At 72.0% G+C, this 14,172-nt stretch carries 6 protein-coding genes; 2 read left to right on the top strand and 4 right to left on the bottom strand.

Annotation, left to right across the window (positions count from 1 at the left end; translation table 11 throughout):
* Window positions 1-18: 18 nt before the first annotated feature.
* On the bottom strand, window positions 19-1,209 hold the full coding sequence (locus tag CLV71_RS20650) for an NAD(P)/FAD-dependent oxidoreductase (RefSeq protein ID WP_133904468.1): 1,191 nt from the start codon (window positions 1,207-1,209) through the stop codon (window positions 19-21).
* 445 nt (window positions 1,210-1,654) lie between these two features.
* Here CLV71_RS20650 and CLV71_RS20645 point away from each other — a divergent pair, with 445 nt between their 5' ends.
* Both CLV71_RS20645 and CLV71_RS20640 read left to right on the top strand, forming a co-directional pair.
* Complete coding sequence (locus CLV71_RS20645) at window positions 1,655-2,659, top strand: ParB/RepB/Spo0J family partition protein (protein WP_133904467.1); 1,005 nt, start codon at window positions 1,655-1,657, stop codon at window positions 2,657-2,659.
* Window positions 2,660-2,755: 96 nt separating this feature from the next.
* Window positions 2,756-2,953: an MbtH family protein gene (locus CLV71_RS20640; protein WP_243866610.1), complete on the top strand. Its 198-nt coding sequence runs from the start codon at window positions 2,756-2,758 to the stop codon at window positions 2,951-2,953.
* 36 nt (window positions 2,954-2,989) lie between these two features.
* Here CLV71_RS20640 and CLV71_RS20635 read toward each other — a convergent pair whose 3' ends face one another.
* From CLV71_RS20635 to CLV71_RS20625, 3 genes are all read right to left on the bottom strand, one after another.
* Complete coding sequence (locus tag CLV71_RS20635; protein WP_133904465.1) at window positions 2,990-3,253, bottom strand: hypothetical protein; 264 nt, start codon at window positions 3,251-3,253, stop codon at window positions 2,990-2,992.
* Window positions 3,254-3,411: 158 nt separating this feature from the next.
* Window positions 3,412-6,477: a non-ribosomal peptide synthetase gene (locus CLV71_RS20630; RefSeq protein WP_133904464.1), complete on the bottom strand. Its 3,066-nt coding sequence runs from the start codon at window positions 6,475-6,477 to the stop codon at window positions 3,412-3,414.
* Window positions 6,474-14,171, bottom strand: a complete 7,698-nt coding sequence (locus tag CLV71_RS20625) for a non-ribosomal peptide synthetase (RefSeq protein WP_133904463.1) — start codon at window positions 14,169-14,171, stop codon at window positions 6,474-6,476. Before CLV71_RS20625 ends, CLV71_RS20630 begins: the two co-directional genes overlap by 4 nt.
* Between the last annotated feature and the right edge of the window lies 1 nt (window position 14,172).

Here is a 14,172-nt window from a genome sequence, read left to right as displayed (position 1 = left end):
CAGGATCGGCGAGGGACGTCAGTGGAGTGGGGACAGCATCGGCACGTGTCGCGCGAAGACGTCCTCGACCGACCGGGCCCCGGACACCACGGAGAAGTACTGGTCGACCATGCGCTGGTCACCGCTGATGCCGCGGAGCAACTCCACCCGGTCGTCCCGCACCTCCAGCCGTGCCACCGAAAGCGTGGTGTAGTAGGACTCGGCGAGTGCGTCGTCCCGCAGTTCCGCGTACGCGGCGAGGGAGTCCCGCAGTGCGCGGGGGTCGGTCACCGCGGGGAGCACCTGCCGGGCCAGCAGCTCCGCCTGGACGAAGGCGTCCGAGATGCCCCTGGCGGTGATGGAGTCCTTGTGGTGCGCGGCATCCCCGGTGAGCACCCAACCTCGCCCCGCGGCCTGCCGGAAGAAGTTCCGCTGCGCGCCGAAGCCGTGCAGCCGGTCGAACCGCTCGTCGTCGACGCGCACCGCGGCCAGCCCGGGCACCGTGTCGCCTATGTTCGTCACGTACGCGGCACGCGCGTCCCTGCGCACCTTCGGGAAGTCCACCTGCGGGAAGTACGCGGCCACGACGGTGAGGCCGTCGTTGGTCGGAATGGTGCCGACGAACCTGCCGGGCTCCTCGTACAGGGCGAACTCGGCGGGCAGTCCCCGCCAGTACGCGTAGTAGACACAGGTCATCGTCGGATCCTCGACGACCGTCGGCGCCCCCGCGAGGCGCGCCACCGTCGACCGCATCCCGTCCGCTCCGACGACCAGCGAGGCGGACGCCTCCACGAGCGCGTCGCCGCGGCGGTAACGGACACCGCGTACGGCGCCGTCCTCGTCGCGCAGCAGACCGACGACGGTCGAGCGGTCGACGAACTCGGCGCCCGCCGAGACCGCCGCGTCGGCGAGGATCTCGTCCAGCAGGTACCGGCGCGGCGCGTACGCCGCCGCCTGGCCGTCCACCGCCTCGGACCTGCCGCGCAACGTGGTGCCCGCGAGGCGGTAACCGGCGGACTCGATCGGCGGGCACCCCGTCGCCACCACGGCGTCGAGGACTCCCCAGCGCGCGAGCAGCGCGACGCCCGGCTGGTGGATCAGGTGCGTCGAGACGGTGTCGCTCGGAAACCTGGCGCGATCGAGCAGAAGTACACGAAGTCCGGCCTTCGCGGCGAGCATGGCGACGGGTGCACCGGCGCATCTGCCTCCGACAACGACGACGTCGAACACGAACCACCTGCGAATGTTGGGCGGACCAGCACGCGCTCGGCAAACGTACCGAGTTCCGCGTGAAAGTTAACGGCGCGCGTTCCGTGCGTCAACGCTCCTGCGCGGAGGGTGACGCGCCGCGGGCCGGTTCTCGGGGCCGCGTCGGGCATTCTGGCCAGGTCGCGGCCGATTCCTGTATTTCCGCTGGATGTTCAACCGGTTTCCGGATCCGGTTGAACACCGGCCCGCGACATCCCCTTCGTCCTTAAAGGACGATCGGATCCGTGTGAACTCGGGGCAGGTGCGGTGTAATCGCCGAGTCATCTGCCTGTTATCCGCTGTCGGCAAGACTGACCGCGGGATGAACGAGGTCACCCGCGCAGCTGGAGGGCAACGAGATGCTCATCGAGGACTGGTCCCGGATGGACACGCGCAGACCCGCACCGCAGCCCGCCGCGGGTCCGAGATGACCACTCGCCCTGCCCTGCCGCGAGAACAGGCGAACCTGCTGGCCTCGATCGACCGGACCACCTCGGTGCGGGTGCGGATCGCCGGCCTGCACGCCGCCGACTCGCCCCGGCTCGGCGGTGAGGACCTCGACCACGTTCGCGCACTGGCCGAGGTCGAGGAGCCCCTGCCGCCCATCGTCGTGCACCGGTCGACCATGCGGGTGATCGACGGGATGCACCGGCTGCGTGCCGCGGAGCTGCGTGGCGACGACACGATCGAGGTGCAGTTCAGCGACGAGAGCGAGGAGCTCACCTTCGCGCTCGCCGTCGAGTGCAACGTCCGCAACGGACTGCCGCTGTCCCTGCGGGACCGCAAGGCGGCGGCCGAGCGGATCACGGCCGTGTGTCCACAGTGGTCCGATCGGTCGATCGCCGCGTGCACCGGGCTGTCCGCGAAGACCGTCGCCGCCATCCGCGGCCGTGTCGCCCCCGACCGGACGTCGGACCCCGCCGGCCGGATCGGCCGGGACGGCAAGGTGCGGCCACTGGACATCGCCGAGGGGCGCACGCGGGCGGCACAGGTGATCCGGGCACGTCCTGACGCGTCGATACGGGAGATCGCCGGCGCGGCGGGCGTGTCCATGGCCACCGCGCACGATGTCCGCGCCCGGTTGCGGCGGGGTGAGGATCCCGTGCCCGCCCGCGGCAGGAAGGCACAGGAAGACCGGGCGCCGGAAGACCAGACGCCGCGCCGGGGAGGCTCGACGCCGGTGGTCGTCGACAGTGACACCGGTTCGATCCTGCAGAACCTGAAGAAGGACCCGTCGCTGCGTTTCTCCGACGCCGGGCGGGATCTGCTCCGCTGGCTCGACACCCACCTGGCCACGCCTCAGGATGCCGGCGTGATCCGCAACGCCCCCTTGCACTGCACGAGCCTGATCGCGGTGCTCGCCCGCGTGCAGGCACAGGTGTGGCGCGACTTCGCCGAGCAGCTGGAGCAGCGTGAGCACCACACCGCCTGACCGCCGCCACGACCGGAACCGCCGGGAATGCCGGTAGGTTCACCCGTGGCAACCTTCGGCGTGCGTGACCTCCCCCGCAGAAGTCAGGAGCAAGTTGTGACAAACCCCTTCGAAGACGACGACGAGCGCTACTTCGTGCTGGTGAACCACGAGAACCAGCATTCGCTGTGGCCGACGTTCGCCGAGGTTCCGGCGGGGTGGACCGTCGTGCACGGCGACGACACCCGTCAGGCGTGCATCGACTACGTCGACGAGCACTGGACCGACCTGCGTCCGAGGAGTGTTCAACCGTGACACAGCAGCGGTCGAACGACTTCCCCGTGGCACGGCTCAGTCCTCGTCGTCCGCCTCCACCGCGAACTCCTGGAACAGGGAGTGCAGCTCGTAGAGCCCGCCCGGTCTGCGTTGGAGTAGGCCGGCGCCGGCCAGTTTCTCCAGCAGGCCGCCCGTCGCGGCGGGTGTCGTGCCGGCGAGCGTCGCGACCGTCCGCGTGGAGAACCGCCGCGACGACAGCCATCCGAGCAGTCTGAACAAGGTGCGCGCCGCCTCCGGCAGGTTCGCATAGGACAGTGAGATCGAGTGCCGTACCGACATCTCCGGGTCGCCAGCGCTCCGAGTACGGCGAACTCAAGGTGCACGGAAGCGCTCCCGTACGACGAACGGATGATCAGTGCACAGTCTGTATTCCTGGTCGGGGCACCCTTCCGAGTCGTCCTGTTCCTGCCGGTCCGCTGTCGTGACCCGGCCCCCTGTCACTGGTCGGCGGTCGAGCCCGCGACGGTCAGGCTGTGCGGTAGCCCGACGCCTGCCGCGGCGAGGTGTCGCCGCAGCACCTCGCCGAGGGCGCCGGCGTGCCCGTCGGCCACGGGATCGTTGAAGTACCCGGACAGGTCGTCCTCGGCAGCCCCTGGAGCAGGCGCGTCGCCGGGCACGGTGGCCGGGCCGGTTGCCCAGTAGGCGTCGAACTTCTCCGCGTCACGGGACCACCGGACGCGGACGCGGTAACCGGCCGCGGTCCCGGCGTCCACCAGCTGTTGCGGGTCGAGTCCGGCCACGGCGGGCCTGTCCGGGTAGCGGGCGGCCAGGTCCGGTGCGAGGCGGGTGTTGGGAATCCCGGAGGCCAGGAAGCGGCACGCGGCGCGGTTCCTCGCCCACCGCAGCAGATCTGTCGCGTCGGCGAAGTCCGTGCCCCATTCGGCCACCGGAACGTCGGGCGTGTCGGGACGCGGTTCCTTCGTCAACACGACGTCGTAGCGGTAGCGGGTCAGCTCGTTGCGCGCGGCACCCGGCTTGAGTCGGATCGTCGCCGAGTGGAAGGCGTCGTCCGACCGCGTGTAGGCGGCGAAGAAGGCGGGATCGACGAGCAGCTCCCGTTCGAGCGCGAGGCTCTGTTCGACCGGGATGGACCGGGCGGCTGCCACCCCGGCGTGGAAGCACTCCAGGAGCCCCAGGTTGCGGACGTCGCCGACGAAGAGCGCGCCTGTTCTCGTCAGCGCGCCGGCAGCCTTGCCGAACACCTCCAGGCAGTACCGCGCTGACGGGAAGTACTGCACGACCGAGTTGAGCACGACGAGGTCGAAGAAGCCCGCCGGGATGCCGGTGAAGTCGTCGGCGGAGCGGTCGAGCAGCGTGACCCTGTCCCCTCTGCCGGGGTGGCGGGCCACGTCGGCGGCCAGCCGGCGGATGACCTCCGCGGACAGGTCCGTGCCCCAGTAGACCTCGGTCTCGTCGGCCAGCCGCGACAGCAGCAGGCCGTTGCCGACGCCGATCTCGAGCACCCGGCGCGGTCGCATGGCGCGGATCCGGCCCACCGTCGCGTCCCGCCACTCCCGCATCTCCTCGACGGGGATAGGGCTGCCGTCGTAGCTGCTCCGCCAGATGGAGAAGTCCTCGTCCAGGTCCGCCGACGCCGCGCCCGCGTAGTGGGTCTCGTGGATCTCGCGCCATTCGTCGAGCCGGTGACGAGCTGTGTCGAGCCGGGCCGCGTAGCCGGGCACCGGGACGACGTGCGCCTCGACACCGGCCGTGACGACGGCGTCGGCCACCAGCTCGTGTTCCTTCAGCGTCGCCTCGATCCTCGCGGGGTCGAGCGTGTCGTCGCCGACCACCGGCAGCCGTGCGGCGAGGGCCGCGACCGTCGGGTCGCGGAACAGGTCGGCCATCGACAGCGTCAGGCCGAACTCGGCGCGGAGCCTGCCGAGCAGCTGCGCCCCGAGCAGGGAATGCCCGCCCCTGTCGAAGAAGTCGTCGGCGACGCTCACGAAGTCCACGTGGAGCAGCTCCGCGAACAGGCGGCACAGGGCTGTCTCCCCCGCGGTTCGTGGCAGTCTTCCGGTCGCCTCGGCTCCCCAGGTCGGTTCCGGGAGGGCGGCGCGGTCGAGCTTGCCGTTGGCGGTCAACGGGAAGCTCGCGACCGCCACGAACGCCGACGGGACCATGTAGGCAGGCAGCCGCCGCTGGCAGTACCGGGTCAGCTGCCGGGCGGTGGGCAGTTCCTCGCCGGGGTTCGCGGTCACGTAGGCGACGAGCCTGGCGTCGCTGTCCGTGAGCCGCCTGGCGACCACCACCGCCCGCGCGACCGACGGCACCGCCGCGAGCACCGACTCGACCTCGCCCAGCTCGATGCGGAACCCGCGGATCTTGACCTGGTGGTCCGTGCGACCGAGGAAGTGCAGCGCCCCGTCGGGTGCACGGCGCACGAGGTCACCGGTTCGGTACATGCGTGAACCGGGCGGCCCGAAAGGGTCGGCCACGAACCGGCCCGCGGTGAGCGCGGGCTGTCCGACGTACCCCCTGGCCACGCCGTCCCCGGCGATGTAGAGCTCGCCCTCGGTCCCGTCCCGCACGGTGGACAGGCGCCCGTCGAGCACGTGCAGGCGGGTGTTGCGGATCGCGTGGCCGATGGCCGACGGATCGGTGGCCTCCCCCAGCCACTCCCTCGTGGACCAGATCGTGGTCTCGGTCGGCCCGTACAGGTTGACCACGCGGGCCGACGTCACCTTCAGCACGTCCGCGAGCGTGGACGGCAGTGCCTCGCCACCCACCAGGACCAGCACGTCCCGGAACGCCGCGTCCCGCTCGCCGTCGAGGACCATCTGCCACAGCGCGGGCGTCGCCTGGAGCACGGTGACGCCGCGGTCCACGACCAGCCGGGCCAGCTCGTCGGGATCCCGCGGCTGCTCCTCCCCCGCCACCACGACCGCCGCCCCGGTGATCAGCGGGAGGTACAGCTCCAGCCCGGAGATGTCGAACGCCACGGTCGTGACGGCCAGCAGCCGGTCGCCGACCCCGATGCCCAGCTCGTCCCGCATGCCGAGCAGGAAGTTCTCCAGCGCGCGGTGCGGTACGGCGACGCCCTTGGGCCTGCCGGTCGAGCCCGACGTGTACATCACGTACGCGGCGGCGTCGGGGGCCGGCTCGACGGGCAGGTCGTCGCCGCTCAGCCCGGTCAGCTCGTCGAGGTGCACCCGTTCGACGGCCTCGAGGCGAAGCCGCGAGTCGCTGGTGGTGACCACGACCGAGGGGGCCGCGTCGCCGAGGATGTGGGAGATTCGGTCCCGGGGGTGCTCCCGGTCGATCGGCAGGTACGTCCCACCCGCCTTCATCACCGCCAGCGCCGCGACGACCAGCTCGGCGGAACGCGGCAGCACCAGCCCGACCACCGTCTCGGCACGCACACCGACCTCGACCAGGTGGTGGGCGAGCCCGTTGGCCCGCCGATTCAGCTGCCGGTAGGTGAGCGACTCGCCCCGGCACTCCACGGCGACCAGGTCCGGGGTGCGTGCCACCTGCGCCTCGAACAGCCTGACGAACGTCATACCGGCCGCTTCAGCTCGGCCTCGATGCCCGAGGCGATCCGGGTCAGCGAGTCCGCGGTCAGCAGGTCGAAGTGGCTGACCCCCATCGGGTAGGTGCGCACCCCACCGGAGGTGAAGTCCCGCCAGGCGTTCGGGTTGAGCCGCCACTCGTCGGGGTGCCCGTCGGCCTGGAAGTGGAGGATGTCGCCCCGGTGCACGCCAGGCTCGTAGTGGCTGGCCATCCACTGGTGCCTGGTGAGGATGCCCGCCAGCAGCCGCAGCCGTTCCTCGTCGATGGTGTCCGCCGCCGCCATCTCCGGGAAACACTGCCGCACCAGCGCGAGGTGGAGGGGGTTCACCTCGGCCACCACCGGGTTGGCGATGGCGGGCGGGGTGCCGGCGTAGGGGTACGCGTCCAGCATCGCGAGCAGCTCGACCTCCTCGCCCTGGGCCTCGACCGTGGTGGCCATCGCGTGGGCGATGTTGCCGCCGAACGACCAGCCGACGAACCGGTACGGTCCCGAGGGCTGGACGGCACGCACCTGCGCCAGGTAGTCCGCCGCCATCTCGGGGATGGTCGCCGCCATGTTGTCCAGACCGGTCACCGCCCTGGACTGGATCGCGTAGAGCGACTGGCCGCGCAGGTACCGCCCGAAGCCGAAGTAGCACCAGCCGAGGCCGATTCCCGGGTGCAGGAAGAAGATCGCCTGCCCGTCACCGCCGGTTCTGATGGGCAGCAGCACGTCGAGCGCCTCACCGGCGCCGCCGTGCCCGATCAGGTCGCTCAGCTCGGCGACGGTGGGGGCCTGGAAGACCGCGCCGACGCCCAGCTCGACGCCGAGTGACTCCTTGACGAGGCCGACGAGCCGGGCCGCGAGCAGCGAGTGCCCGCCCAGCTCGAAGAAGTTCGCGTCGACACCGACCTTGTCCACCCCGAGGGTGCGGGCGACGAGCTCGGCCAACCTCGCCTCCTGCGGGTTGGTCGGGGCCCTGCCGGACGACGTCGCCCTTCGGCCGGGTGCGGGCAGCAGGCCGCGGTCGAGCTTGCCGTTGCGCGAGATGGGCAACGTGTCCAGGTACAGGTAGTCGGTGGGCACCATGGCCGGGATGAGCAGGTCCTCGGCCCTGGCACGCAGTGCGGCGGTGAGCCGGTCCGGGTCGAACAGCCGCTCGTCCTCCGGAGGGACGGCGGGCCGCGTGACCGAGCCGGGGCGGACCGCGAAGACGTTCACCAGCCCGCTGTCGGCGAGCATGCCCGCGGTCTCCGTCACGGTGGTCAGGCCGTGCCCGGACAGGATCGCGAGCACCCGCGCCAGCCGGTCGCCGCTGTCGTGCACCTCGACGACGACCTGGTGGATGCGCGGCCAGTGCTCGTCGCGGATCCCGAGCAGCACCTCCAGCTCGCTCTTTTCCGCGTCGACCTTCAGCAGGTCGACGCGCTCGATGCCGTGCTCGTCGATGACCGACGACAGGGTGCGGAGCTCACAGGTGATGTCCTGGCGTTCCTGGAGTCGTTGGGACACCAGGACCTCCAGTGCGCCGGTGAGGTTGGGCAGGTCCTCGAGGCCGTCGGTGAGCCGCCTGATCTGGCTGCCTGCCAGCGCCCCTGCCTCGTCGACGTCGTCGAACTGCCCGGACAGCATGGAGAACTGCGGGTAGTAGACGAACTCCGCCGTGCCCGCGTGGTCGGACAGCCCGCAGGCGAAGGTGTGCGCGGTCACCTCGTTCAGGGCGGTGTTGAGGGTCAGCTCGCGGTACAGCTCCGGAATCGGCTCGAACGCGTACACCGTCACCTCCGGCGCCCGGGTGGCGGCGAACAGGCTGAACATGCCGACGTGTGCGCCGACGTCGACCACGACCGCCCCGGCGGGCACCGTCACGCCGTGCCGCAGGTACTCCTGGCGTTCGAAGATCTCCTGGTACAGGAAGTCGATCTCGGCGTTGTTGCGGCCGAGCACCAGCCGTCCGTTGGGCAGCGGGTGCCTCGGCATGCCGCCCAGCGCACCGCCGGCGTCCGCCGAGGCGAGCGTGCGGACGCCGGGCGCCGCCGTGCCGTCGGGCACCACGTACGCGACGATCCGCTCGTCCCCGGACTCCGGTCGGTACACCGACGCCGCCGCACGCTCCACGGCCGGGTGGGTGGCCAGTGCGGCGCTGATCTCGTCCAGCTCGATCCGGACGCCGCGCACCTTCACCTGGTCGTCGCCCCGGCCCAGATACTGCAGGTGCCCGTCCGCCGTCCACCGGACCCGGTCGCCGGTCCGGTACATCCGCGCGCCGGGCGGTCCGAACGGGTCCGCGACGAACCGCTCGGCGCTCAGGCCCGGGTTGCGGTGGTAGCCACGGGCGAGCTGCACCCCGGCGAGGTAGAGCTCGCCGGGGACCCGGACCGGCACCGGCGCCAGCCGCGCGTCGAGGACACGCAGCCGCGTGTTCCACACCGGGCCGCCGATCGGCACCGTGACCGCCGTGTCGTCGTCGACGCAGTCCCAGCTCGTCACGTCCACCGCCGCCTCCGTCGGCCCGTAGAGGTTGTACAGCGGGGTCGCCAGCAGCCTGCGGTAGTCCCGCACGAGGTCCGGGGTGAGCGCCTCGCCGCTGCAGATCACGCGGCGGAGGTGTCGCGGCGGGTACTCGGCGGGCAGCTCCGCGACGAACGCACGGAGCATGGAGGGTACGAAGTGGACGGTCGTGATCCGTTCGGTGCGCATGGTGGTGGCCAGGTAGTGCGGATCGCGGTGCCCGTCGGGGGCCGCCACCACGACCGTGGCGCCCTCCACGAGCGGCCAGAAGAACTCCCACACCGACACGTCGAAACCCGCGGGCGTCTTCTGCAGCACGCGGTCGTCGGCGCGCAGGCCGAACTTGTGCGACATCCACGACAGGCGGTTGACGATGGCCCGGTGGTCGACCAGCACGCCCTTGGGACGGCCCGTGGTGCCGGACGTGAAGATGAGGTACGCCGGGTTGCCCGGCCGCAGGTCGGCGGCGGCGAACCGACCGTCCTCGGCGGACATCAGCTCCGCGTACGACCCGGTGTCGAGGACCAGCACGGGCTTCGCGTCGGTGAGCATCGCCGCCCGCCTGCCGTCGGGCAGCCCCGGCTCCAGCGGCAGGTAGGCCGCGCCGGAGCGGAGCACCCCGACCAGCGCGACCACCAGCTCGACCGACCGGGGGAGCGACACCGCGACGATCTCCTCCTGGCAGGCGCCCCGTGCCCGGAGCGCGGTCGCGAGCCGCGCGGAACGCCGGTCCAGCTCGGCGTAGGTGAGCCGCTCGCCGCCGAACACCACCGCCTCCGCGTCCGGGTCGGCGCTCATGCGGCGCTCCAGCAGCTCGGTGAGGGTCACGTCGGGTACGTGGTGTTCCGTGGCGTTCCAGGCCGCGATCCGAGCAAGCTCCTGCCGTCCCAGCACGGAGACGGCGTCGATCGACCGGTCCGGGTCGGCACTGAGGTCGGCGAGCAGGCGCGACAGCCGCAGCGCCATGGTCTCGACGGTGTCGCGGTCGAACAGGTCCTCGGCGTAGTCGAGGACTCCCGCCACCCCGCCGGTGTCCGGCCGCTCGGTGAACGTGAACCCGAGGTCGAACTTGGCGGTCCGCACGTCGGCGGTCCGCCGTTGCGCCGTCAGGCCCGCGAGGGTCAGCGCGCCCTCGTCGTGGCTCTGGAAGGCCATCATGACCTGGAACAGCGGGTGCAGCCCCAGGGTCCTGACCGGTGCGGCCAGCTCGACGACCTGCTCGAAGTCGAGGTCCTGGTTCTCGTGGGCCGCCAGGTTCACCTCCCGGACCCTGGTCAGCAGCCGCGTGAACGTCGGTCCGCCGCTCAGGTCGTGGCGGAGCACGACGGTGTTGACCAGGAAGCCGACCAGGCTGGCGGTGGCCTCGTCGGTACGCCCGGCCACGACGCCGCCGATCGGGATGTCCTCGCCGCACCCGAGCTTGTTCATCAGCACGGCGATCCCGGCCTGCAGGACCATGTTGAGGCTGACGTGGCAGCGCAGGCCCACCTCACGCAGCCGGGCGTGCAGCTCGGGGCCGATCTCCAGCGGGATCCGCGCGCCTGCCATGCCCGCCCTGGCCCGCCTCGGCCGGTCCCCCAGGGGCGTCACCTCGGCTGGCAGGCCGGCGAGCTGGGTCTTCCAGTACTCGCCCTGGCGTCCCGCGAGGCTTCGCGGATCCTTCACGTCGCCGAGCAAGTCGAGCTGCCAGCGGCTGTAGTCGTGGTACTGGACCGGCAGCGGGGCGAAGCGGGGCTCGTGCCCTGCGACGCGCGCCCGGTACGCCTCGGCGAGGTCACGGGTGAACGGCGCGATCGAGGCGCCGTCGCACGCGATGTGGTGGATCAGCACCAGCAGCGTGTGGTCCTCCTGGCCGGACTCGAACAGCCACGCCCTGACCGGGATCTCGTCGGTGAGGTCGAAGGGGTGCAGCGCGGCCTCGTCCAGCGCCCGCTGCACGTCCTGTTCCGCGACCCGCACGTGCGTAGGGACGATCTCGGCGTCCACGACCTGCTGGTGGGGAACTCCGGCGGTGGCGGGGAAGATCGTGCGCAGGCTCTCGTGCCGCCGCACGACGTCGCCGAGCGCGCGGGTCAGCGCGGTGCGGTCGAGCGCACCGAGGAGCCGCGACGCGATGGGCATGTTGTAGGTCGGGTCCGGTCCCTGGCTCTGGAACAGGAACCAGAGCCTGCGTTGCGGGAACGACAGGGCGGGCCGGTGCGGCCTCAGCCGGGACACCAGCGGTTCGCGTGGTACGGCGGCGTCCTGGAGCATGGTGGCCAGCCGCGCGACGGTGGGGTGCTCGAACACCGCCCGGATGCCCAGCTCGGCCGACAGCTCGGTGCGGATCCGGCCGACCAGCTGGGCGACCAGCAGGGAGTGGCCGCCCAGTGCGAAGAAGTCGTCGTCGACGCTCACCGTGGGCACGGCCAGGATGTCGGCGAACAACGCGCACAACACCTCCTCGCGCAGGTCGCGGGGCGGCCGGCCGTGCGAGCCTGCGGCGGTGCCCGGGAAGGGCAGGTCGGCTCGCACCACCTCGCCCGCGACGTCACGCGGCAGTGCGTCGAGCACGACGAAGACCGAGGGCACGAGGTGGGCGGGCAGTCGCCTCGTCGCGAAGCGCCGGAGTTCGGCGGGGTCCGGCGCGGTCCCGGCCGAGCCGGTCACGAAGCAGACGAGTCGCTGCCCGCCGCCGTCCTGGTCCTGCGGCGCGACGACCACGTCGTCGAGGTCGGGATGCCTGCCGAGAAGCCGTTCGACGTCGCCGAGGTCCACCCGCACCCCCGCGATCCGGGTCCGGCCGGTGGCTGTCCCGAGGAGTTCCAGCTCCCCGTCGGGCAGCAGGCGCGCGAGGTCGCCGGTGCGGTACATCCGGGTGCCCGGCGGTCCCCACGGATCGGCCACGAACCGCTGTGCCGTCAGGCCCGGCCGGTCCCGGTGACCGATGGCGAGGCCGGCCCCGGCGACGTACAGCTCGCCGGGAATCCCCGGCGGGAGCAGCGTCATCCCCGGTCCCACGACGTAGCACCGGTGCCACGGCCTGCCGATCGGGAGGTCGGCGGCGGGATCCGGCCGGGAGGTGAACCGGTGGGCCGCGACGAAGCCTGCCGTGGCCGCGCAGGCATGGGCGACCACGATCTCGGTACCGGGGCACCGGCGGAGCGCCCGGCCGACCGGCGACGGTTCCAGGTGCCCGGTCCACACCTCCGCGATGCCGGTGAGACATCTCGGGTCTTCCTCGACGACGCCGCGGAAGGTCTCGGGCCGAAGCCAGAGCCTGCTCGGCTTCCGTTCGCCGGTGAGCCGCCCCAGCACCTCGGGGGTCAGCGGCCCGGGCGGGGCGACGACGACCCGTCCACCGTTCAGCAGGGCCGACCAGACCTCGAGCACGCTCGCGCGGTCGGCGGGCGCGGAGTGCAGCAGCGTCCTCGGCTTCGCCAGTCGCCCCAGCTCGCGGGAGGTCGCACTGTCGGCGATCGCGTCGTGGGACAGGAGTACCGAACCGTGGACGGCCGCCACCGGTACGGCCGGGACCACGACCGGGTCGCTCGGGAACCCGTCGACCGAGGACATGAGGACCACCGAGCCGGGGTCCACGTCGGACGGTCGCGGGCCGTCGGTCAGGACGATCGCGCTCGTGGGGCGGTCCTCGGTGGTGAGCCACCGGTAGGCGGCGCCTGCCTTGACGATGCCGAGCATCGCGACGACCAGGTCCGGGCCGCGATCGAGGACGATGTCGACGACCTCCGGCCGGCCCCGGGAGCACAGCAGGGCGGCGAGCCGGTTCGACCGGGCGTCCAGCTCCGCGTAGCTGAGCTGGACCGCGCCGCACGACACGGCGACGGCGTCCGGCGTGCGGGCGGCCTGGCGAGTGAGCAGGGTGCCGAGCGGGATCCCGGCAGGCGCCAGGACCTCCCGGGGCGGTGCCTCGTCGAGCAGGACGGCACCGGCGAGCCTGCCGTCGGGCTCGCGCACCAGGCACTCGGTGAGGCGCACGAACAGCTCACCGAGCCGCTCGACCGTACTCGGCCGGAACAGGTCCGAGCGGTAGATGAACGCGCCCGTCAGCCGGTCGTCGACGACCTCGGCACGCAGTTCGAGGTCGAACCGGGGGACGTCGTCGAGCCACGGCAGGCGGGCCAGTCCCCCGTCCGCGTCCGTGGTGTGCTCGCCCTGGTAGATGTAGAGCACCTCGAAGAACGGGTTGCGGCTGGTCTGCCTGCCGGGCCGCAGCTCCGCCACGACCCGGTCGAACTGCACGTCCTGGTGGGCGTTCGCCCGGCCCATGGCCGCGTTGGCACCACGCAGCAGCTCCCGGAACGACGCCGACGGCGACACCCGGCCCCGCAGCACCACCGTGTTGACGAACAGCCCGATGACATCCTCGAACCCGGGGCGCTGCCGGCCACTGAGGACTGTCCCGATGGTGATGTCCTCCTGCCCCGCGTAGAGGGCGAGGGTCGCCTGGAGGAGTCCTGCCACCGCACCCGAGAGCGTGCAGCGCCAGCGCAGGGCGATGGCCCGCAGTTCGGCCGTCATGCGGGCCGACAGGGCGAACTCGCTGACGGCACCCGCCGTGCCCGGCTCGGCGGTTCGCGGGAGGTCGAGCGGCAGGTCGAGCAGTCGCGCGCCGTCCAGCTCGGTGCGCCAGAAGTCGAGCCGGGTCCGGGTCGTCGCCGGGTCGGCGTCCCCCCGTTGCCACGACACGTAGTCCGCATACGTCGAGGTCGGTTCCGGCAGCTCGACCGGTTCCCCACGGCACGCGGAGTCGTACAGTGTGGACAGTTCGCCGCGCAGGACTTCGAAGGAGCGACCGTCCATCACGATGTGGTGGAACACCATGCACAGCACGGCGGAGCCGTCCGGGAGGGCGAGCACCAGGGCGCGCACCGGCGGCGCCGAGGACAGGTCGAAGGGGATCTCGCAGAACGGCGCCGCGGCGGTGCGCCAGTCCTCACCGGACTCCCGCCAGTGCACCGGAACCGAGAACCCGGACACCTCGGCCGCGTACGGACCGCCGTCCTCGTCGACGCCGAAGACCGACCGCAGCACCGCGTGCCGCGCCACGAGCACGGCGAGACAGGTCTCCAGCGCCACGCGGTCCACACCGCGGCCGAACCTCAGCGCGACGCGTGCGTTGTAGGCGCAGCTGCCCGGGTTCACCTGCTGTAGCAGCCACATCCGCTCCTGGCCTGACGACAGACTGGCCACG

This window comes from Actinophytocola oryzae (assembly GCF_004364325.1).
Lineage (GTDB): Bacteria > Actinomycetota > Actinomycetes > Mycobacteriales > Pseudonocardiaceae > Actinophytocola > Actinophytocola oryzae.
The sequence above is the reverse complement of the archived record's forward strand: the minus strand, read 5'-3'. Positions and strand labels throughout refer to the sequence as shown.